Consider the following 23,951-nt stretch of genomic DNA (forward strand, 5'->3'; position numbering starts at 1 on the left):
CAATGAAGATTGCCATACTTTCCCCCATCGCCTGGAGAACGCCACCTAGAAATTACGGCCCCTGGGAACAGGTAGCTTCAACGATTTGCGAAGGATTAATAAAATCAGGAATCGAGGTCAGCCTTTTCGCAACCGGAGATTCCATAACTTCCGGAACCTTAAATTGGGTGTGCGAACGCGGCTATGCCGAAGACCCGGCAATTGATCCTAAAGTTTGGGAAGGCCTCCATATTAGTAATCTTATGGAGCAGGCTGGGGAATTTGACCTTATTCATAATCATTTTGATTTTCTACCCCTCACCTATTCGGCTTTAATCAAAACTCCAATATTGACCACTATACATGGTTTCTCCTCCTCTAAGATTTTGCCGGTTTATCAAAGATATAATGCTAACACTCACTACATATCCATTTCAGATGCTGATCGCCATCCATCTTTGAATTACCTGCGAACAATACATCATGGAATAAATCCTGAAGATTTTCCGTTTTGTGAAGAAAAAGAAGATTATCTGCTTTACTTTGGAAGGATACATCCCCATAAAGGCACTCATACCGCCATAGAAATTGCCCGGTTAAGCGGATACAAATTAAAAATAGCAGGGTTAATACAGGATAAAGAATATTTTAATGCCCGTGTACAACCTCATCTCGATAGCGGAAAGGTGGAATATGTGGGAAATGCAGATCCCGAAGCAAGAAAACAACTTTTAGGTAAGGCAAAAGCAATTCTTCATCCAATATATTTTGATGAACCATTTGGCCTTAGCGTGGTTGAAGCTATGATGTGCGGCACCCCTGTAATAGCCTTTAACAGGGGCAGCATGCCCGAGCTTATTCTTAATGGCTCTACGGGCTTTTTAGTAAAAACCGTGGAAGAAGCTATAAAAGCGGCAGAATCTCTGCATCTTATTTCTCCGGAAAACTGCAGGAAGCATGCTCTACGCAATTTTAGTACGGGGAGAATGATAGAAAACTATCTTGAAGCATACCGGGAAATTCTCGGAATCCGGTGATATTTAAACCTGATATTAATGGTCAGTGGTTAAAGCATGTAAAAGTTCGGCCATATTAACCACAGCGTAGGTCGAAGAATAATCAGACACAGCATAAGGCAAAATAAGGCTTTCGTTATGGATAAGCGCGCCGCAGGAATACACAACATTAGGCACATAACCTTCCCGCTCCTCTTCCAGGGGAGAAAGTAAAGGTTCTTTGAGCCTGCCAATTTCCCTGGAAGGATCTTCAAGATCAAACAAAGAGGCCCCAATACAATAACGCCTCATTGGCCCTACGCCATGGGTAAGCACAAGCCAGCCTTCTTTGGTATATAACGGAGGGCCGCAGTTCCCTATTTGCGTAAACTCCCAGGGAAATTTTGGCTTCTGAATAATCTCAGGATTGGTCCACAACGTAGTTCTATCAGAATACATCAGGTAATTGTTCACCCCGTCTATCCTGGCAAGCATGGCATATTTACCTTTTATTTTCTTCGGAAAGAGGGCCAGATTCTTGTTTTGGGCGCCATCGCCATGCATAGGCATAATTCGGAAGGTATAGAAATCTTCAGTACAAATTAGCTTCGGAATTATGGTATGTCCATTAAAAGCTGTATAGGTGGCATAAACCTTCTGCGACCCGTCATCTTCAGTAAAACGTACAAACCTTGCGTCTTCAATCCCGCGACTTTCAGAAGCAGAAATAGGAAATATTACCCTTTCAGAGATATCGGAATCCCTCTTAAATTCCAGGTCGTAATAAGAATCTACAAGCCAGGTCATTTCTTCAAGAGCCATTCTCCTGTCCTGACTGATATTACGGTCTTCCAGAAAATTTTCAACGGTATCTTTTAGCACATGATACTCAAAACGTTCAGGAAGTGAATCCATAATTACTGAAGAATATTTATCGGGAATATCCATCTCCTTCATTTTTTCTACAAAACGTTCCTTATTATAGGACTTCTTTTGCCCGATAGTTGCCGCATCAATATGATTGCGGATCTTCATAATATGGAGATCATTATTTTTGTCCAGGATACCCCTACGAAAAACTATGGAAGAGAGGTGACCTTCTCCTGTAGCCCTAAAAGAAAGAAGCACTCTCTTTTCCCCTTCTACCAGGAAGGACTGGTCAAAATCTTCAATAATGGAAGGATTAAAAAACGCGGCAGATTCAATGGAATATTCCATGGTACAATAGGAACCAATAAGCATTTTTCTTTCATCAGAAAGTTCCTTATGATCTACTTCCATGGCTTCCAGTGTACCACGAATATTCTCAAAATGCCTAAAAAAGATCCTGGAAATATTTCTATGCCGGCCGCTAAAATCCCGCAGCGTATGCTCCAGCTCGTGGTTCAGCTCCTTTTGGCCCATAGCCATAATGCGGGTTATAAGATTTCGGGTACGGGATTCTCCGTTGTTAAAGAAACGTGCTACAACCCGGCTGGAATCCGGCAAAAATTTGAAATCTTTTCTTTCTACTCTAACGCGCATATTCTGTAAGGACTTTTCGAGCTCCTCTAAATGTACTTTAATTTATTCTATTAAATGTTTAAAATTTTCACAATCAATCTCCTGGAATTTTTAAACACATCCTATTTTCTCAAACTTCGTTAAGCTTTTAGGTCTAAAAAGGAATTCCCCATGACACCATATTTTGTTTTGGCCTATCAAAACCTTAGTCAGATAAAACAAATAACATGTCTCAACGCCTCCTCACAAAATCCCGACTTAAACTAGCTTTAGAATGTCACAACAAGATCTTGTCTAAACTAAAAAGGCAAAGTATGCCAACAGCAAAATAGAAGATCCCTTTTTAGAATCTCTGGACTAAGGCGCAGGTGGAGGAACTGGCGCGACTGCATTATCCTGATGGTGTATTGATCGAGAACAACAACTGTTTGAGTAGCAAACTCAATCAAAAATATGATTGAACTTCATAAGTCAGATAAATCACATAATACCAAAAATTATCTTTTCAGTCCTCCAAGGCTTCAAGCAATGTAAAGGTAAAAACAGAACCTTTCCCCATTTCACTTTTTACGCTAAGGGAGCCGTTATGCCGCTGGATAATTTCATTGGCGAGATATAAACCAATTCCAAATCCTGAATATGTTTCTTCACTATTTCGATCGACACGGTAAAAACGCTTAAAAATTTTCTTTTGATTTTCTGTGTCTATACCAATACCAAAATCCTTGACACTTACCGTTACTTTGCCGCCCTCTGCTTTACTAATCTGCACTTCTATATCAGGATTTAACGGAGAATATTTAATAGCATTTGTTACAAGGTTAATCAAAACCTGACCTATCCGATCTTTATCTCCATAAATTTTACATTGATGGTCCTCTGTAATACGAATATTATGTTCTGTATTTGTATAATTTATATCCTGCACAGTTTCAGAAATAAGATCATTGAGACTAAAGCTCTCCTTCTGAAGGTCAAGTTTACTTTTTTCTATCCGGGACAAGTCAAGCATTTCTGAAATAAGCCGAGTTAACCTGCTAATTTGATGGTCCACCCGTTCCAGGTACATTTGATATGGTTTCGCTGAGACCTCTACTTCTCTTTCGCTTCTTAAAAGACTTAGCAGTAACTGCACGTACCCCTTAATAGAAGTTATTGGTGTTTTAAGCTCATGACTTACCATCTTCAAAAAGTCTTCCTTGCGCTTTTCCTCCAGCTTTATTTTCTGAATTTCTGTAGCAGTACAAATCCACATCTGAATATTTCCATTCTCGTCTTTTACCGCCTCTGCCCGGCTTAGGTGCCATCGGTACTTATTATTTTTATTGAGGTAACGAAATTCCATTTCAAAATCTCTACCAGTATGGAGGGAATTTTGCCAGCTTTTTAAATATTCTTCCTTTTCGCCAGGATGAATTAAATTGTCCCAGCCTTTCTTAATAAGTTCCTTAGTTGTTAAACCGGTATATTCCAGCCATCCCTGGTTAAAATAAATAAAATCGCCCCTGGAATTAGTATTGGCAACCTTCTCGGGCATCAAATCGGCAAGCTGCCTGAAACGAGATTCGCTTTCTTTTAAAAGATCTCTGGATTTAACCATTTCGGTTACATCTACAGCCATGTTTAAAATTCCATAGATATCCCCTTTCTCGTCACGCAGCGCTTTATAGGTAAAATTAAAGTAGCCTGTCCTCAATTTATTATCGATCACTAAATCTACAGGATCTTCTTTGCCCCAGTATGTTTCACCTGTCTCGTAAACCTCCTGAAGCAGGTCATGAAAAGGCTGTCCATCCAGTTCTGGTAATGCCTCCCGCAACGTAGTTCCAATTACAGAATGATCCTTTCCCCAAAGAGAGATCATGGCATCGTTGGCCATATCAATGTTCATTTCCTTCCCGGTATAAAGCGCGGTAGCAACATCAGCTTGTTCTATAATAGACCTTATACGATGTTCTTTTTCTCCTATTAATTGCTCCTTTTCTTTTTCTTCATGAACATCTATTACTACCCCTATCATCCCCTCGTAATTGCCAAGAGCATCATATCTGGGACTCCCGCTATCCAGGACCCAACGGTAATTTCCCTCACTATTGCGCAGTCTAAAACTGGTACTAAAAAATTCCTGACTCTCATTCGCTTTTACAAAAAAGTCTTTCGCCCTTTTGCTATCATTTGGATGTACCATATTTAACCATCCAAAATCCATACTTTCACTTACGGTCTGGCCTGTATATTCATACCAGCTCTTGTTCAGATAATAATTTTCTCCGCTTGGTCGAGTGATCCAAATAATTGCCGGTACAGTATCTACTAATTTTCTTAGCTCATTTTCACTTTCTTCCAGTTTTTTCCTTGCCATTACTTTTTCCGTCACATCTACAGCATGCACAAAGATTCCATCTACCTCATTTGAAGCATCCAGGATTGGCTGATAAACAAAGTCCAAAAAGGAATTTTTTAACTCATTTTTACCAACATCTAATTTTACCGGTAACTCATTTCCATTAAAAGCTTTACCCGAACTATAAACGCGATCCAGCATTTCAACAAAACCCTGATTTTCTATTTCGGGCAGAGCTTCCCTTATCGTTTTTCCTAGAATATTCCTGTTCCCTACCAATTGGAAATAATTATCATTTGCGAGTTCAAAAATATGCTCTGGACCTCGTAATATGCATATCATAGCAGGTGCCTGGGAGAAAATATCATGAAAATTTTCGAGATCATTTTTCCCACTTCTCTCTTTTTCAGCTATAGGAAAAACCTTATTAAAGGTAATTAGGACCAATCCCGGGACATTACCAGCGTTTAAAGCAGCAGCGTTTATAAGAAAATTTTTCTTGCCGGCCTTTGGAAGGCTAAACGTCAATTCCAGATCCTGTATATTTCCCTCCTGAAGTTGTTCTTCTTCAAGAAGTTTATCCAACTCCTGAAAAAGGCCAATTTCATTTAATTCTAATGCTAGAACCTCCTTCTTCCGAAATTCAAATAAGTCATAAAAGCTACTATTGGCGTCTATTATACCGCCATTGCTATCTACCACCATTACAGGTTCTTTAACTGTAGTAACAATAGATTTCACGAGACTATTTTCTGCAGCTCCACTTTTAAGCTGGCGGTTAGAACCTTGAATGTTTTTTTTCATAAAAACGATTTCCTGGACAATCTTAAAAAAGATTCGGTATCAAAATTAGCACTATTTTTTATTTAGTCTCATTTCTCTGGAAACTTTTGATTTAGAAAGCCGAAAGTGTTACTTGAACCTAGCAATGACGTGAGTTATGCTTATCATTAACAGGGTAAATAAAAAGTAATATACAACGCGTCCCTTTATTCTGTTGCTGAAGCAATAAATTGCAGCTTATAACAGCCTTACCGGAATCAAAGCTTTTCTTTTTACCGAATTTTTCACCGGGAAATAGATATTTTTCATCAGAAAACATAAAGCTACACTTTAAAGATCAATAGCGAAAAATCCACATTTTCGGTGTAATGTAGGAAGGATAAACACTTTTGAAAAACTGAAAACTTTTTAGCTCTTATTTTTTTCTTTATAACAAAACAAAAGTTTTGTTGCACTAAATCAGAGATGATATATATTAAGGCCTGACTCTCATTGAAAGCCAGGCCTTTTTATACATTTAAAAATTATCTTTGCGTACTAAGATTTTTCAATTTTCCAGGTAGCACAACGCCATGTAGCTTTGTAAGCTGCCTTTCTGGTGTGACCAGATTCCTCTTCATGGTAAGTAGTTGCCTCCAAAAAATATATACCTTTTTCCGGAAGTTCTACTTCCAAAATTCCTTCGGAATTACTTACTATTTCCCTGGTTTCGCCTGAAGGAAGAAAAATAGTTGCCGTAATCCCCCCTTTTGCAACTCCTTTAAAAAAGGTCCTGAAAATTCTTTTATCAGAATCTTTTATTTCCTGCGCTTTTTCAATCAATACCAGATCGGGTGCGGTTTCGGTCAAGGAAAAGGATTGCACAGATTCTCCAACAATAACTTGTGCAAAAGCATTAAACTGGTAAGCCGTTCCATCTCCAGGATCTTCTGCCATATGAGAAATTTGTAAACGGTATGGTCCTTCCCTCTCCGGAACAAAGCTGGCGCTATAATGATCCCGGTGAGCAGTAGTGTTAATTGTTATCCTGTTACCATTAGGCTGCACCAGGTAAAGATGAAAATTTACCACATCAGAATACCAGTCGGCCACATTTTCTACTGTTCCATCTGTAAATTCACTGTAATACACTTTTACTTCATGCCGTTTCCCTCTAACTCCTTCAGGATTGGTATCAATATAAAGCGCATGAGCCTGGACTGATGCTACTGCCAGGAATAGAATTGTGAACAGCTGCAGGGTTTTCATATCTTTCATAAAATTGGTTTTAAGGTTATTTTTTATGTTGGAAATTTTAATGCTTTACTTCGTTTACCGGCACTCTTTTTCCACCATACAATAAATCCTGTAACAGGTAGGCTTGCTGAAATTACACAGACTAAAAAGGCTATAATTTTAGTCCATATTCCTCCAATCGCACCTACATGCAGGTCGTAATTCAGTTTCATTAATTGCTCCCCTCCATTGGCTTCAGAAAATTTCTGATCTTTTTTTAGTTCCTTTAAAGAACCTTTTTCATAGTAGGTGCTTAGAGCCTGCCATCTGGTTTCAAAGCTTGGATTGATGTTTACATTCCATACTCCGGTTTTCCCGGAAGGATATTGTATTCCCACACGGTTCCTGGCAGGATCAATTCCTGAATCCAGCACTTGCTCAAAAAGCACATCTTCTTGTCTCTTATCATATTGTGCAACCGCAGTGGTATCACTGCCAGGTAAATTTTGCGTACGAATTTCACCGCCAGATGCTGTCCAGTATACCGCGTCAGAAAACCATTGCATGCCGTAAACCATCCCGGTAAGCCCTAACACAAGTGCAACAAGCAGGGAATAAAATCCAAGCACATTGTGCAGGTCGTAGTTCAGCCGTTTAAATTTTGCAGTCCATTTAATCTTAAAACTGGCATCCCTGGTTGATTTATTCCACCTTTTTGGCCACCACAGCACCAGGCCTGTGATAAGGGCGATAACAAACATTAATGTACTGTAAGCCACAATGGGTTTTCCAATGTTCCTTGGAAGCCATAACTGGTAGTGACCAATAATCATAGATCTCCAAAAGTCATTATTCAATCTTCTATTATGAAGAATTTCTGCAGTGTATGGATTTACATAAATCTCCTGGTAATTTGTCCTGTCTGCATAATACGGGACCATTGCACTTCTTCCTTCTCCGCGATAATAAACCCCGTAAACCGATGGGAATCCCAACTCCTCCTTAACAGCTTCACTAAGAATGGATGGTGAAAGGAATTCTGCACTTTCAGCATATTCCACGGTCTGAAAAGGTTCTGTAAGTAACTTGATCTCCTCCTCAAAAGTGAGAATGGCTGCGGTAAGACTAACCACAACCACCACAATACCCGAAATTAATCCTAACCACAGGTGGAGCCAGGCACAAAATCTATAGAAATAGGAACGGTTTTTTTTCTTTTTCTTTTCGGAATGTTTAGCGGAGGATTTCATAAAAACGGGTGGCTAAAAAGAGAAGGTTCATGAATTACAAGGCCGGAACAATTTCTGAAAAGCAATTTTTTTGTCATTAGAGATTTTTCAAGAATTAACTACCATATAACCGCACAATTGCCACTGTACAACTCGTTTCTTTCCGTAATACAAACGCTTTTATTAAGACTAATTCTAAATTATAAACAAATGTAAATATTTTTCTGAAGGAAAAAAGAAAGCTTGTCACTTTTTTCCTTTTTGTTCCTACACTTCCGCCGGTTTCGATCAATACATTACTATTTTTGGTGAACAGAAAAGGTTCTTTAAAGATCAGGAACCAAAAATCCATTTTCTGCTTTCACTCTTTTTTGTAAAATCTGCGGAAATCCGCGGTATCTGCGGTATCTGCGGAAATCAGCGTTATATGCGAGGAAAATATTATTCGGATGTGTAACACAAAAAACTACAGGCCGATAATTGGGATTTTCAGCACACCTCCTTTTCAAAAAATCTGCGCAAATCAGCATTATCTGCGGGAAAGTATTACTCCGATGTGTAACACAAAAAACTACAGGCCGATAATTGGGATTTTCAACAGACCTCCTTTTCAAAAAATCTGCGCAAATCAGCGTTATCTGCGGGAAAATATTACTCGGATGTGCGGCACAAAAAACTACAGGCCGATAATTGGCATTTTCAGCACACCTCCTTTTAAAAAATCTGCGCAAATCAGCGTTATCTGCGGGAAAATTATATTTTGCTAATCTAAAGGTATTCGTAGTAAAAAGTCAATAATTATTATTTTCAGTACATCCTGAAATGCAACTCTTCACCCTTCACTTTCTTCCGAAGAAAAGCTGCACTTAACGCTTTAATAAAGGAAGAGGTCGAACCTTAATTTTGCGGTAACCCACAGCAGGCAAACCGTGCCTACTTTTGAAAAAAAATAATTTAAACCAAAATGTTATGATCTCAGAAAAAGGAAAAAAGCTGATCCGGGAGACAATTGAGTTTCCGGTGCAATACGACAGGACGCAACAAACAATTCGGGATGCTAAAAAGATGATGGTTTGCGACATTAGAGGCTGGGGGAAAATTCAGTATATGAACAAAGCCGAAAAGCGCCAGGATGCCATTGGCGAATTGGTGGCGAAGCTTCTTAATGAGTATCATTTTAAGGAAAATCTGCCTTGTGATGATGAACTTTTAAAGGAAGAAATGGTTTTTATCTAAAAACTGGAATATTTATTTAATTTGAAGTTGCCTAAATTTGGAATTATCCCTTTTTGGACCTGAAGTCTAAATCCAAGGGTTAATTCCCGTTGTTACCAATATCATCCTTTTCTGCACATAACCTGGAGAAAGGTCAACAGGTAAAAACGGCAATTTTCGTGCTCTAGTATTTAAAGATGTGCTTCACTACAAGAATTACATTCCTTTTTTCCCACATTTTTCTCTTAAAACCAAGTCTACTTCAAAAAATTCCCTAAATACTGCTATTATTGTTGCTAACTCTCTGATTTTTAGGCAACTTTAATTCTTCTCCTGAAAAATTACCAACTTTTAAGCTTTATACATATTAAAATTGCCATTTTAAACCTTCTATTTTGAGATTTAAAAGCAATACTACTTCAGAAAAAGTACTTCCGGATGTTGAGTCTCCAAAAAACGCCATTCTAAAAGAGTAGGAAGAACTACAACAAACAGGCATGGAAATGTCCTAAAATGTCCCTTTGACTAATATATTCTCCCTTCAGCGAAAAAGATTTTTTTCATCAATCTTTATGTTTAATTTAATGATAAACAAAGTATTAACTTAAAATTATCATCATGGAACTCTTTTCTGCTTTTGCTGATAATTATAAAATTACCATGAAGGGCATTAATGTTTATGTGAAAATCTTTTTCACTCTTGTCCTTGCTTTTATTCTTCTTGCAGTGATTAGTGCTGTTGTGAATGTAATAATAAATGGAGCTTAGAACTTTATAATTATTCACTGCCAAATTAAATACTGAAGCCTTAATTTAAAAGTCTACAGCAGTAATTCCCTTACCTCATCCCACCTGTTTTTGATTAGGAATACTACTTCAAATTTAACGGGAGACTTCTTTTTGCTCAAACACGAATTCATCTTCTTCAATGACTTTTCCCACCTGTGGCAAAAAACCATTGTTGTATTGCTTCCAAAAAAATAGTAACTTAGGAAGTGCCTATGTTTAAAGAATTAAAAACCCGGAACAGGCGACACTAAGTCTGCATTTATATGCTGCAGTTGCAATTGTTTACATTGAAGTTGATATTATTTTAACGCTAATTATATTTCCGGAAAAAACCGGTTCATCTCCTGCACGGTCGCCATTTCTATTATGGCTGCCCCTGCTCTGCTTTTACCTTCTGAACAGCTGTGCGCCCAAATTAGACACAGTAGAAGCACCTATTGAAGATCCTGAACAGTTTTCCTATACAGGAACCGAAGCGATTCCTGAAGAATGGTGGACCTCTTTTGAAGATCCCGCTTTAAATGCTCTAGTAGATTCTGCTTTAACATCAAACCTTGATCTTGCAGCAACATGGCAGCAATTCCAGGCAGCACGTGCAATTGTAAGGCGGCAATCCTCATTTTTACTACCACAAATTGACGCTTCCACGCGCAGTGGCATTAGCCGTCCTCAACCTGATTTTGCAGGAGGGGAAAACTTTCAGTTAGGTTTAACTGCAGCTTATGAAGTGGACCTTTGGGGGAGAATCCAATCTGGTATAGAAGCTGAAGAATTCAGGGCCCGGGCGAGCTTTTTTGACTACCAGGCTGCTGCAATGAGCCTTTCTGCCGAAATTAGTATTACATGGTACCAGCTACTTACTGCCAGAAATCAGCTTGAACTGGTAAACCAGCAAATCCAGACCAACGAAGATATTATGAGGCTGATAAGGGCTCGCTTTACGGGAGGCCAGGTTCGTGCCGTAGATATTTTAAGGCAGGAACAATTGTTGGAAAGTACCCGCAATCAAAAGATATTCTACGAAACCGATATTGCGCTTCTGGAGCATCAACTCGCGGTCCTGTTGGGACATCCGCCGCAAAACGAGCTGGGATTACGGGAAGAAAACCTGCCGGAATTGCCGCCACTTCCCGAAACCGGACTTCCACTGGAATTAATCCGTCGTCGTCCCGATGTGCAACAGGCCTATCACCTTGTTTTAGCTGCAGATCGTGATATGGCGCAGGCGATAAGAAGTAAATATCCGCGGCTATCCCTTTCCTTAGCGGGGCAAACGCGCTCTAACAGTTATAACAATCTTTTTAGGGAATGGGCTTACACTTTGGGTACAGATCTGGTGGCGCCGCTGTTGTACTGGGGACGTTTACGGGCTGAAGTAGATCGTACTGAAGCTATAAAGAACCAGCTCCTTTATCAATATGGCCAGGTGGTCCTTATAGCTTTTCAGGAGGTGGAAGACGCGCTTATACGGGAAAGGAAGCAATTAGAAAGAATTGAAGTGCTTGAGCGGCAACTGGATCTCGCGAAGAAAACCAATGGACAGTTGAGGAACGAATTTTTAAATGGTTTAACCGAATATCTGGACGTGCTGCTTTCCCTGGACCAGGAACAGCAGTTACAGAGAGAATTAATAGAAGCCCGGCAGGTGCAGCTGGAAATCAGGATATCGCTTTATCGCGCTCTGGCCGGGGATTTTGAAACAGAACGAGCTGTGGCACCATGAGGTACAAAAAAATTTGAGCTAAATGAAGACCAAAAAGATAATATTTATTTGCGCAGGCATCCTTTTAGTGGGAGCGGCAGTAACGGCATTTATTTTTATGTCTGAACCGACTGCAAGCAGCGAAGGCGCTACAAGGGAAATGGCAATGCTGGTAGAGGTTGTAGAGGTGGAAAATGGAAATTTCACTCCGACTATTGAGGCGACGGGAACAGTGCGGCCGGTCGAGGATGTTCTACTAAGCGCATTAGTGGGCGGACAAATTGTACGGCGGTCCCCGGCTTTTGTTCCGGGTGGTTTTGTTACAAAAGGAACAATCCTGTTGCAAATAGATCCTTCAGATTACAGAAATACGCTGGAATTGAGAAAAAGTGAGTTGCGCCAGCGGGAGACAGACCTGGCTGTGGAGATGGGCCGGCAGGAAGTGGCGCAACAGGATTTAAATCTAATTGGCGGCGACAGCCTCTCTTCAGAAGAAAGTTCGCTGGTGCTTCGGCAACCTCAGCTAAATGCTGTAAAAGCCACCATCCAAGCTGCGGAAGCTGCAGTAGACCAGGCGCAACTAAACCTAAACCGGACCACGATACGAGCTCCGTTTGACGCTCACATTCTTAGCCAAAATGTTAGCGTTGGTTCACAGGTGGCACCGGGTGATGATTTGGGGAGGCTGGTAGGTTCAGAAAACTATTGGGTCGAGCTTACGGTTCCTGTTGCAAAACTTCAGTATTTGCATTTTCCTTCTTCCGAAGAAGAAAAAGGATCCACAGTAAAAGTCAGAAATACAACAGCCTGGCAGAGTGGAGTTTTTCGTATTGGATATCTGGATAAACAGGTAGGCGCTTTAGATGCGCAAACGCGTTTGGCAAGGATCCTGGTAAGGGTTCCCGATCCTCTTGGACGCCAGGGGGAGGCAGAAAATAAGCCAGAACTCATGATAGGATCCTTCGTCCAGGCACAGGTACAGGGGGAGGAAATACAGAACGTAGTGCGGCTAAACCGGGATTACATAAGAAGCAACCAAACGGTATGGGTGATGGAGGATGAGAAACTTTCTATACGGGAAGTGGAAATTGTTCTTTCTGATGCTGAATATGCTTATATTTCTAATGGACTTAGCGCCCAGGAAAATGTTGTTACTTCCAATTTAAGTACGGTTGTGGAAGATACCCCTCTAAGAACGGGAACTAACAAGGGAACAGCTAATGGTGAAGAACAGGGATCTGAAGAATAATTGCTATGGATAAGCCGGAAAAAAAAGAAACACGCAAGGAAGGGGCTATTGCTTTTATGGCACGTAATTCCATTGCCGCAAACCTGTTGATGATTATTTTAATAGGAGGTGGAATCTGGACCATGTTCAACATTCAAAAGGAAGTTTTCCCACAGTTCCAGCTGGATTATGTAGAGGTGAATGTAGTATATCCCGGAGCGGCACCGGCCGAGGTGGAACAGGGAATATTACTGCCGGTAGAGGAAGCAATACGCGGTATACAGGGAATTAAGGAAATTACCTCTACTGCCAACGAAGGCTCTGGAAATGTTTTGATTGAACTTGTAGCCGGTACAGATCGAATGCAGGCTTTTCAGGATATCGACCAGGAAGTAAGGCGCATCCAGACTTTTCCTGATGATATTGAACAGCCGCAGGTGAGCCTGCAGTCCAGGCAGCGCGATGTAATGGAGATTGGACTTTATGGAGATGTCGACATCTGGACTCTCCGGAAGCTGGCGGAACGATTGCGTAACCTGTTATTGAGCAATCCTGAAGTCACCCAGGTAGAAATAGGAAATGTCCCGGAATATGTTACGCACGTAGAAATCCCTCGCCACAATTTAAGACAGTATAACCTCACTCTTGGGCAGGTTGCCGGAATTATTGAGCAGTCCAGTGAAGATGTTCCCGCAGGTGCCGTGGAGACACATTCCGGAGAAATATTACTCAGGATGCAGGAACGTAAACAATGGGCTGAAGAATTTGGGAATATCACTATTGTCTCCTCCCCTTCCGGAGCAAGGGTATCTTTACAGGACATCGCAACAATCACCGATGGTTTTGAAGAAACAGGATTTCATGGACACTTTAATCAAACCCCTTCCGTAGAACTCGAAATTTTTAGGGTTGGAGATCAGTCTCCGCTGGAAATTGCTGAAACTGTGCAGGGAATATTGGAAGATTTTCAATTACCACCTGGAGTGGAATATCGTATAGACAGCAATCGTGCCGAGGATTATGAAGAACGGCTTTCTTTGCTTACAGAAAATGGAATACTTGCGATCATCATTGTTCTGGTGATCCTTACCCTTTTCCTGGAATACCGCCTCGCGTTTTGGGTAATGATGGGGATGGCAATTTCCTTTATTGGCGGGATGATACTTCTTCCTATGATTGGTGTGAGCATAAATATGATTTCCATGTTCGGATTCCTGGTAGTGCTGGGGATTGTGGTAGACGATGCCATTGTGGTAGGTGAAAATATCCATGAATTCCGGCAACAGGGAATGGGCTTTATCGAAGCCGCGATAGAAGGGACAAAAAACGTTGCAAAACCGGTTGTTTTCAGTATACTTACCACCATAATTGCCTTTACTCCCCTCCTCTTTATGCCTGGCGAAAATGGAAAATTCTGGTGGCCCCTACCGGTAGTGGTCATTGTAATTCTTGCGGTTTCACTACTGGAAGCGCTGTTTATTCTTCCCTCCCACCTGGCTCATCTTTCAGAAAAAAAGAGCAAGGGCTGGATTGCCAAACTGGAAAACTGGCAGGATTCCTTCGCGAAAGGTTTTAACAGGATAATTGACAAATATTACCGGCCATTTCTTGACCTGTGCCTAAAGTACCGCTACATCACGCTTTCTGCGGCAATCGCCCTTCTTCTGGTGGTTGGCGGCTACGGTTACAGCGATCACATGGGTATGATCATGATGCCCGAAGTGGCTGCAGATGAAATTGAAGCCGGAGTTACACTTCCTGTGGGTACCACGCCCTTCCAGGCAGCCAAAGTAGCTGAAGAAATTACAGCATCTACACAACTAATGTTTGATAAACACAATTTATACGAGGTTGCTGAAGGAATTAAAACCAATGTGCGGGGACAGAATTTTATAGATGTGGAAATTGTGATGCGCCCTCCCGACCAACGGGAAATGACGGCAAGAGAACTTATCGCCTTATGGAGGGACAATATTGGGGATATAGAAGGCGTGGACCAGATAACTTTTGAAGCCGAACGTGGTCCCGGTGGTGCCCGGCAGGATCTTAGCATAGATCTTAGCCATGCAGATATTGAAGTCCTGGAACAAGCGAGTGCGGCCTTTGTGCAACGTATGAAAGCTTTTAGCAATACCCGCGATGTAAACGACAATTACAACAAAGGAAAAATTCAGTACGACTTTAAGCTTTTACCCGAAGGCCGAAACCTGGGCTTAACTTCCAATGAAGTTGGCCGCCAGGTGCGCAACGCCTTTTTTGGAGCCTTGGCAATGCGGCAACTTCGCGGTACTAACGAGATTGAAGTGCGGGTAAAACTGCCCCTGGAAGAACGGCGGGATATCCAGAACCTCGAGGAATTTTTAGTCCGTACTCCAGAGGGGGTTGAAGTTCCTTTAATGGATGTGGTGACTATCGAGCAGCAGGAAGCCTTTACCAACATTAACAGAAGGGACGGTCGCAGGATTGTGAATGTGGGAATGGATGTAGAGCCTTCTAACGCCGTGAGCCGGGTGCTGGCCAGGATCCAATCAGAAATTTTACCTCAGTTAAGGGCAGATTTTCCCGGTACTACCTGGAGTTTTGAGGGCAGCCAGGCAGATATGCGGGAATCTACAGACACCCTGTGGAGCGGCTTTTCTATGGCGATGCTTATAATTTACGCATTACTTGCCGTTGCCTTTAGCAGCTATACGCAACCTTTTATTGTGTTATCTGCCATTCCCTTTGGTGTTGTAGGTGCAGTTATTGGACACATCCTTTTGGGCTACGACCTTTCCCTGGTGAGCCTTATGGGCGTTATCGCCCTCTCTGGGGTTGTGGTAAACGATTCTTTAATTATGATAGATTATGCAAACAACAAGCTGGGCACCCATTCGGTTTATGATGCTATACACGAAGCGGGATTGCGACGTTTCCGGCCTATCATGCTTACCACACTTACCACTTTTGGAGGATTAACGCCCATTATTCTCGAAACTTCCAGCCAGGCGTACCATTTAATCCCCATGGCGATCTCCCTTGGCTTCGGAATTATATTCGCCACCTCCATTATTCTGGTAATTGTACCGTGCCTTTACCTTATTCTCGAAGATGCGAAGGTTTTGCTACGGAAGAAGAAAAACGAAAAGAAACACAAAGCTGCTACCACTGAAAATTATTAGTAAATAAGCCAGCTTTAATTTTATCAGGTTGTCCCTACTCAAACTGAAGGTCGAAAACTGGCATTTTTAGCTATTGACTAAAATCAAAAAAACTGATTTTAGCTCTACTCTGTTAAAAGTAAAATTCCGAATAAAAAAGCTGTTTGTCCATACCAAAAATGTGGTATTTTTTAGGCTGTAGATGTTCTTCGGAAGTAAATAGTAGCTTTTGATCCTGTTTTTACTACGGAAATGCTTCAGAAGATCGATTTTTTCTATTTTTTCGACTGAAGTTATACATAAAACGAGAAAAAGCTCAACTTTCCACTGAAAAAACCCACTTCAGCATAAAAAGCAGCATTATTTCAGCGGAATACTTATAATCGTTTCCACTCCCGCACTATCTCCTTGTTACGCACGGTAAAGAAGAAATTGCTTCAGTAGAGATTATTAAGGCGGTCCTTAATATTTGCCAAACCGACTCCTTTTTTCTGCAATTCAGCTTCTGAAAGGCTGATTGGCTCTTCGTTATTTTCAACTTTTATAATCAATTTATCGGCACGAGAATAGCAGATTCTGGAACAAAAATTAATTCAAACCAAATTTTTAGGTGTTCAGGACAAAGAAAAAGTAATCTGCTGCAAAAGATGTCCTACATACCTTACCAATTGACTATCAGAATATTATTATTTTTTTAGATTGTTTTATTTATTTAAGTTTACGATATACAAAAGATAATTTTCTATTTTAGCTTATCGAATTTTAAGTTTTAGTTAAAGCCCTTTCCCCACTAATCTATCAAAAACTTTGCTTATGAATGAAGAAGAAAGACTGCTTGAAGTCCGCCAATTAGATATACTGGACACTCCCCCGGAAAAATATCTTGATGAGTTAGCTGAAATTGCTTCGGCTATTTGTGACACCCCGGTTTCTCTATTATCTATTGTAGATAAAGAACGCCAGTGGTTTAAAGCTAATAAAGGGTTTAATCAAACGGAAACACCGCGAACCGATTCTTTTTGCGCTCACACGCTGCACCATCCTAACGAAGTACTTGTGATCGAGGATCCTTTAAATGATGTTAGATTTAAAGATAATCCTCTTGTCCTGAAAGATCCAAAAATTCGCTTTTATGCCGGTGCGCCTTTACATACGGCCAACGGAAATGTAATGGGAACCCTTTGCATTATAGACAATAAATCGAAAACAATTACTGAAACGCAGAAAAAGATGTTACAGCTACTGGCTGGACAGGCAATGGATTATCTTGAAGCCCGGAAAGTTATGCGAAGACAGGATGCCACTATAGAGCATAGTTCTACCAGGATCAAAAAGTTGACAGACCTGTCTCCCGGTGTGATCTATCAGCTCGAACTCACTCCTGAAGACCGGCTTTATTTTTCTTTTATTAGTAAAGGAATTTCTGAGGTACATCCAAATCTTGATCCCGAAGAGTTAAAGGTCGATGCCAAAATCTGCTTTGGAGTTGTGCATCCCCAGGATCGGGAAATGGTCCAAAGAAGTCTCCAGGAATCTGCCGAAAAACTAAAGATCTGGGATATTGAATACAGGATTGGCACAGCAGGAAAAGAGGTTTCGTGGCATCGTGCCCATGCCAAACCAGAGAAAAAACCCGATGGTACAGTTGTATGGTACGGCACCTTTCAGGATGTTACACCTCAAAAAAAATACATCGAAACCCTTGAACAAATAATTTTTGATATTTCTCATGTACTTCGAAGGCCTGTGGCAAATATGCTGGGACTAACTTCTGCCCTGGAATCTGAAGAGTTGAATGAAGAGCAAATAAAACTTTATACCCGCCATCTTAAGTCGGTTTCAGAAGAAATGGACACCTTTGTGCATAAACTGAGTGATGATTATTCTGAAATAAGGCTGAAGTTCTTTTCAGAAAAGCCTGAAGACAACCGACCTTATCCAGAAAAAAATTGATTTCTTAGTCCGTTTATAGCTAGATATACTAAACAAGAAAAATGTCTGTAGTTCAAATTGTCACTATTATTGGCTCAATCCCCTTGTTCTCGTTAAGAACATTCCTTCCTGCATTTTTAACTACACTCTTGCTATCTTATCCTGAATATTTCCCCGGGCTGGAAAATGTTCCCCCAATCCCGGAAGAAGCTTTTATTAGCAGGGACTGGGTGCTAATAACGCTGGGCGCTTTGAGCCTGTTGGAAATAATAGGCGATAAAAGTACGGAAATTCGCAACCTCTTAAAGAATGCCGAAACTTACCTGAAACCAATCTTCTTTCTGGCAATAAACCTGAGCCTTCTGGATGAAACTTCAGTAGAAGTCCTTCAGGAAGTACAATGGGCAGCATTTGATCCCCTCTGGATTTTACTGGCCTTTGGATCACTGCTGGTCCACTGGCTTGCCACTGTTAGAAAAGATTTCCTCGATTTTCTTGAAGATATAGATGAAGACGACAACCTTTTTATTGGCCGTATTACCAGCTGGATAGAAGACAGCCTCGTGGTTTTTGGTTTCCTGTTACTTATCTGGACAGGAATTTTAATGGTAATTCTTTATACCGTTGCCATTGCTTTTTTCCTGTTTATGAGAAAAAGGCACGATAGGAAAATTGAAGAACAAATGCTGGTTTGCCCAAATTGCGGAGCGAAAAACCTGCCATTTGCGGTAAAATGTGTCAATTGCAAAGAGCTCCAGCCTAAAATTTATGCTATAGGCATATTTGGTCAAAAAAAGGAAAAACTTGTTTCCAATATTCAGAAGCATCAGCTCAACCTGATCTCCCACAGAAAATGCACCGACTGCGGAAATAAACTGGAAAGCAACAGGCTGTTCCAAAATTGCCATTTTTGTGGTAACGCCCACTTCCAGTCGCCTACAGTAAAGGAATTTATAAAGAACCAGGACAAAAAATTCTATAAAATAGCCGGATTATCATTTTTGCTAGGCTTTGTGCCGGTTATAGGTTTTCTTACAAGCGCTGTATTGGCCAATATCTACCTCTTTTCCCCGTATAGAAGGTATATTCCTAAGGGAAGTTCTTTCCTGACGAAATTATTTATCAAATTCCTCACTTTCCTGTTCTTTTTACTTGGTATAGCCTTAGGTTTTATAGCAGCACCGGCCTATATTGTGCTCCGCTATACTATCTGGAAGAAAAAGTTCACTTCAAGAGCAGGTAAACCCGCTGATTCTCCTGCAAGAAACAATGAAGTTTGATTTTTAGTAGATTTTACTGAAAAAGTTCAGCTTTAAGTGGAAATGAATTGCCTCTTTTAGAAATTTTTAATGTTCTGAAGGACATATGGTCGATAAGTGCCATTTTCGGAACAAGACTTTTTCTATCTAAAAAAAGTAGCCTTCTTCAGAAATACTTCAGATTAAAAAACCCCACAGCTCACCAGCTGCAGGGAGTATTTTATGCATGCGTTTTCTTCAAAAGAGCGAAAATTGACAAAATGAGCAGTTGGTTTATCTCCACTTAATTTATACTTCAATAAGCTGTTATTCCATAGCTTTTAGACGCAGAATTTTGCCATTATCTTCATCTGTAAGTATATAAACAGAACCATCTGGAGCCTGCTCAACATCACGAACCCTTGTACTTAGAGGGATACGTTCTACCTCTTCGGCCTGTTCACCGTTTACATCCATCCTTACAATTCCCGAACTTGTCAAGCCGCCAATAAGGGCGCTATTTTCCCACTCCGGAAACATTCCCCCCGTGTAAAAAATCAAACCCGAAGGTGAAATGGTGGGCGTCCAGTGTACCACGGCATCAGCATATTCAGAATTTGGCTGCGGGTCCGGAATTTCAGTTCCGTCGTAATTGTCACCCCAGCTCACCTCCGGCCATCCGTAGTTTCTGCCGGCTTCTGGCTGATTAAATTCGTCACCGCCCATAGGTCCCATTTCTGCAATCCAAAGCAATCCACTCTCCGGGTCTAGAGCCGCGCTTTCTATGTTACGATGACCGTAAGACCAAATTTCGTCCCTCGCATTTTCCTGGTCTATAAATGGGTTATCCTGCGGCACCGATCCATCTTTGTTGATCCTTATTACGGTACCAAGATGGCTCGAATTGTCCTGGGCTGGATCAAATTTGAACCTTTCACCCAGAGTAAGAAAGATTTTATCATCGGGAGAAAAAACAATCCTTCCGCCGAAATGGTTGGGACCTTCTACCTTTGGTTCCATTCTAAAAATGACCTCAAAATCTTTTACCTGGTTATCTTCAAAACGTCCCCTGCCCAGGGCTGTTGATGCGGTACTGTCCTGTCCCGGCTCTGCAAAAGAAAGATATATGTAATTATTTTGCTCAAAATCGAGATCAAGTGCTACATCCAGCAAACCACCCTGCCCAACATTAAATACTTCCGGAGTACCTTTTATGGGTTGTGAGATACTATCATTTTCATCGTAAATCCTCAAATCTCCTGCACGTTCAGTAACTAACAAGCGGTTATCGGGTAGAAAAGCCATTCCCCACGGATGATCCAGATTTTCTGCCAGCACTTCTACTTTTATGTCACCGGCATCAGTTCTTACGTTCCCCTTTTGTGCGGAAGCCGAAAAAGAGGATATAAAGAACAACAAAGCCCCTACCATCATTTGACTGTGCAAATTAAAATTTTTCAGTTTTTTTAAAATCATAGCTTTATATTTTTTGGTCCTATATACCTAATATAATAAGAGTTAGAAATATGCACAATAACTTGGCAAAGCCTTAACACGCATTTACAGAGAAAACTGGACGCCTGCAATTAATCGCATTTTCATGTCTTGAACATTAATAACCACAAGCCTTACAAATTCCGGAAAGCTACATAACATGCTAGTGATTTTACAGAAGAAATCACTGCAAGCCTCTCATGCCCACCTACTTATTTTTCTTACATATTACTGATTTGTCATTTAATTTCTTGCACTTAATCTATATTTTACTATATTTAAACCCTAATTAGTAATAGTCATGAAAGAAAATTCTGAAGTTTTGCATTCTTCGTATCCCGATCCTTACCTCGTACAAAACGAAGATAACGCTGTCGAAGTAACAAAATCAGGTTCTGAGACTGGGTTAAAAGACTACAAAAAACAAGATCAAAAATCTACAGGAATTTCTTTAGGTAAGGTGAGCAATGATTTACTAAGCTCATTTAAAGAAACATGGCATAAGTTGGTTCACAGTCCCCAAAGTTTTCCGGAAAAGGATGATACTCCAATATCCACTTATGTAATTCATGAGGATAGCAGGGAAGAGGAAGAAAGAATGCTGAGTACAGTTCTTAGTGACTTATTAGACCTGCAACCACATTCCGAGGGTTTGCTAAAAGCTCTTGAGAACACTAACAAAATTTACCATGAAGACTTTTCAGGAAGTTATATTCTTGAACATAACAGGGAAAGGCTTGGAATCTTTTTTCTTGAAGTGAGAAACTGCGTAAACGGTACTTCTGAAGTCAGCTACGAATTTCTTCCTGGTCTTAAAAGCTTCAAATACGTATATTAATATATGTAGGTATAAAACTACAGTTACCATTCTCTTTATCAGTAGTGTAAGTTTAGGATTACAAAAATTTAAATCTGAATTTTCTCTTTTCAAACTATTTTCTTCGGAAAAATCCTCTTCCTAAAAATCCATCTTTCCTTTTCTGAAAATATATTTCCCGATGTACTACATTGTGGGGTTTTATCATTTCAATTTCCGAAAGTCCCCACAGAATGGGCTATCTACTATTTAATTCCCATTTTTTGCAACGCATTCTTCTTTACAAAATGAACAGAACAAAAAGATCTTATCATGGAATTTCGACATAGAATTCCTCAATTCAGAATGATTTTAGAATTTCCTGTCTATACACTTTATCGTTGATATCGTTTTTTTAATCGGATTTTATTATGATGTTTGGCAAAAATTTAACAACTATAATTGCATTAAAAATCTGATTAAGCAGTCTGCCCCCAACCCTACTTATGAAGTATTTCCCCCTACTACTTACTTTATTATTTTCTTATTTTTTGGAGGCCCAGGAGTCCAAACCTGAAAATCCGAATACTCATAATCACTATTCTTTATCTGCTTCCGGAGGAGATGCTTATGGTAGCGGTGGTTCTGTTGCCTTTTCTGTTGGCCAGACATTTTACCATTCCTTTAACGATTCAAAAAATACGCTCAGCGAGGGTATTCAGCAACCTATTTTAGATAAAGCTGAAGAAGAAACACCACCGGTTGTCGAAGAAATTAAACCTCCTGTCGAGGAAACTAACGAGAATCAACCAAAAGATCTTAAGATCGAGGTTATTGCCTACCCAAACCCCATGACGGAATTCTTTATCATTGAAATAGCAAATTTTAAAGATGAAGGTTATTACTATCAATTTTTTGACATGAATGGAAAGATACTAAAGTTAGGCACTCTTGAAAATCGAAGAACAAAAATAAGTCCGGATTACCTGCAATCGGCAATGTATATTCTAAAAGTTTTTAAGGAAGACAGAAATATTAAAACATTAAAAATTATTAAAAGATAAAGCAATGAAATGGACCCCCATTTTCCCCCTACTGCTCCTTACCATCACCAGTCTTTTTGCTCAAGCCCCCGAGAAGATGAGTTATCAGGCGGTTATTCGGGATAATTCGAATACTCTTGTAACAAATTCTGAGGTTGATTTAAAAATAATAGTTCGCCAGGGATCAGCCAAAGGTACGGCTGTATATGAAGAAACACATTATACTACAACTAATAGTAACGGATTAGTTTCCCTTCAAATTGGTACGGGAGTAGTAAGTATGGGTAACTTTAAGAATATTAATTGGGCAAAAGGATATTACTTCGTAGAATCCCAGGTGGATCCTACGGGTAGCGGAAACTTTTCGATAACCGGTGTGAGCCAGATGTTAAGCGTTCCCTATTCGTTGCATTCTAAAACGGCAGAAAATTTTGCAGGTACAGTAACAGAATCTCAGATTGTGGACCTTTACCATTATTCCGATGCCGATATTGACGGATTTGAATCGGCTTTCGAAGGTTGGGACAAGGATAACTCAGATGATTTTGACGGAAAGTATTCCAGTCTTAGCGGCCTTCCGGATATTTACACAAAAAATGAAATTATACAGCTTATTTCCGGAGATGAAAGTCCAGGGAGGTTTACCCAGTCTTTAACCCTTACCGAAAATGAGCTCTCAATTTCGGGAGGAAACAGTATTTCTTTTGAGAATTGGGACCGGGATGCTTCAGATGATTTCTCCGGAAACTATTCAGACCTTGAAAATAAACCTGATCTTTTTAGCGGTAGCTATATCGATTTGCAGGATGTCCCAAATATATACACAACTACCCAGGTGGATAGCTTGGTTGTAGCAAATACAGGTTCTGACGGAGTAGCCCAATCTTTAAACCTTAATCAAAATGAGCTTTCCATTTCCGGAGGAAACAGTATTTCTTTTGAAGGATGGGATACGGATAGCTCTGATGACTTTTCGGGTAATTACATAGATCTTGCAAACAAACCGGAACTATTTAGTGGAGATTTCTATGATTTAATAAACACTCCGGAAATTTACACCAAGGATCAGGTCGACAGTCTGATGATTACCAGAAATGGATCTGAAGGAAGTGTACAGTCGCTTAATTTGGAAGGCGACCGACTTTCTATTACAGGAGGTAATACAATTTCTTTAGGAGAATTGAGGGGAGGTTTTTCCGGTGATTACGCGGATCTTGAAAACAGACCCGAACTGTTTAGTGGTGACTTTAATGATCTGGTCAACACGCCGGAGTTGTTCAGTGGAAATTTTCAAGATTTGGCTGGAACACCTCAGCTTTATTCAAG

The 23,951-nt window shown here is 40.4% G+C and carries 16 protein-coding genes; 11 read left to right on the top strand and 5 right to left on the bottom strand.

Features of this window, described 5'->3' with window-relative positions:
- Positions 1-2: 2 nt before the first annotated feature.
- Complete coding sequence (locus RM529_RS08155) at positions 3-1,016, top strand: glycosyltransferase family 4 protein (protein WP_311484314.1); 1,014 nt, start codon at positions 3-5, stop codon at positions 1,014-1,016.
- A gap of 15 nt (positions 1,017-1,031) precedes the next feature.
- Here RM529_RS08155 and RM529_RS08160 read toward each other — a convergent pair whose 3' ends face one another.
- The 4 genes from RM529_RS08160 to RM529_RS08175 form a co-directional block, all read right to left on the bottom strand.
- A complete protein-coding gene (locus tag RM529_RS08160) occupies positions 1,032-2,498 on the bottom strand; it encodes a glycoside hydrolase family 130 protein (protein ID WP_311484315.1) in 1,467 nt (488 codons plus the stop codon).
- Between the two features lie 484 nt (positions 2,499-2,982).
- A complete protein-coding gene (locus RM529_RS08165; protein WP_311484316.1) occupies positions 2,983-5,625 on the bottom strand; it encodes a PAS domain S-box protein in 2,643 nt (880 codons plus the stop codon).
- Between the two features lie 516 nt (positions 5,626-6,141).
- Positions 6,142-6,861 carry a hypothetical protein gene (locus RM529_RS08170; RefSeq protein WP_311484317.1) on the bottom strand — a complete coding sequence of 240 codons (720 nt, stop codon included), beginning with the start codon at positions 6,859-6,861 and terminating at the stop codon, positions 6,142-6,144.
- Positions 6,862-6,884: 23 nt separating this feature from the next.
- Positions 6,885-8,069, bottom strand: coding sequence for a PepSY-associated TM helix domain-containing protein (locus tag RM529_RS08175; protein ID WP_311484318.1), 1,185 nt, complete (start codon positions 8,067-8,069; stop codon positions 6,885-6,887).
- 948 nt (positions 8,070-9,017) lie between these two features.
- Here RM529_RS08175 and RM529_RS08180 point away from each other — a divergent pair.
- The 7 genes from RM529_RS08180 (at position 9,018) to RM529_RS08210 (ending at position 19,334) form a co-directional block, all read left to right on the top strand.
- A complete protein-coding gene (locus tag RM529_RS08180) occupies positions 9,018-9,284 on the top strand; it encodes a hypothetical protein (protein ID WP_311484319.1) in 267 nt (88 codons plus the stop codon).
- A gap of 597 nt (positions 9,285-9,881) precedes the next feature.
- Positions 9,882-10,031 carry a hypothetical protein gene (locus RM529_RS08185; protein ID WP_311484320.1) on the top strand — a complete coding sequence of 50 codons (150 nt, stop codon included), beginning with the start codon at positions 9,882-9,884 and terminating at the stop codon, positions 10,029-10,031.
- Between the two features lie 499 nt (positions 10,032-10,530).
- Positions 10,531-11,775 (top strand): efflux transporter outer membrane subunit, encoded by a 1,245-nt coding sequence (locus RM529_RS08190; RefSeq protein WP_311484329.1) that lies wholly within the window; start codon positions 10,531-10,533, stop codon positions 11,773-11,775.
- Between the two features lie 22 nt (positions 11,776-11,797).
- Entirely contained in the window at positions 11,798-13,003 is a 1,206-nt protein-coding gene (locus RM529_RS08195) for an efflux RND transporter periplasmic adaptor subunit (protein ID WP_311484321.1), read from the top strand.
- Between the two features lie 5 nt (positions 13,004-13,008).
- Complete coding sequence (locus RM529_RS08200) at positions 13,009-16,143, top strand: efflux RND transporter permease subunit (protein WP_311484322.1); 3,135 nt, start codon at positions 13,009-13,011, stop codon at positions 16,141-16,143.
- 792 nt (positions 16,144-16,935) lie between these two features.
- A complete protein-coding gene (locus RM529_RS08205; RefSeq protein WP_311484323.1) occupies positions 16,936-18,075 on the top strand; it encodes a GAF domain-containing protein in 1,140 nt (379 codons plus the stop codon).
- Between the two features lie 41 nt (positions 18,076-18,116).
- Positions 18,117-19,334 (top strand): hypothetical protein, encoded by a 1,218-nt coding sequence (locus tag RM529_RS08210; protein WP_311484324.1) that lies wholly within the window; start codon positions 18,117-18,119, stop codon positions 19,332-19,334.
- Positions 19,335-19,619: 285 nt separating this feature from the next.
- Here RM529_RS08210 and RM529_RS08215 read toward each other — a convergent pair whose 3' ends face one another.
- Complete coding sequence (locus RM529_RS08215; RefSeq protein ID WP_311484325.1) at positions 19,620-20,768, bottom strand: PQQ-dependent sugar dehydrogenase; 1,149 nt, start codon at positions 20,766-20,768, stop codon at positions 19,620-19,622.
- Between the two features lie 319 nt (positions 20,769-21,087).
- On the opposite strand from RM529_RS08215, the gene RM529_RS08220 reads away from it, so the two are divergent.
- The 3 genes from RM529_RS08220 to RM529_RS08230 form a co-directional block, all read left to right on the top strand.
- Positions 21,088-21,624, top strand: a complete 537-nt coding sequence (locus RM529_RS08220; RefSeq protein WP_311484326.1) for a hypothetical protein — start codon at positions 21,088-21,090, stop codon at positions 21,622-21,624.
- Positions 21,625-22,088: 464 nt separating this feature from the next.
- Positions 22,089-22,646 (top strand): T9SS type A sorting domain-containing protein, encoded by a 558-nt coding sequence (locus tag RM529_RS08225; RefSeq protein WP_311484327.1) that lies wholly within the window; start codon positions 22,089-22,091, stop codon positions 22,644-22,646.
- A 4-nt stretch (positions 22,647-22,650) separates the two neighbouring features.
- The coding region (locus RM529_RS08230) for a DUF8740 domain-containing protein (RefSeq protein ID WP_489752732.1) at positions 22,651-23,951 on the top strand (1,301 nt) is incomplete at its 3' end.

The sequence above is a fragment of the Autumnicola edwardsiae genome (assembly GCF_031846505.1).
GTDB classification, from domain to species: domain Bacteria; phylum Bacteroidota; class Bacteroidia; order Flavobacteriales; family Flavobacteriaceae; genus Autumnicola; species Autumnicola edwardsiae.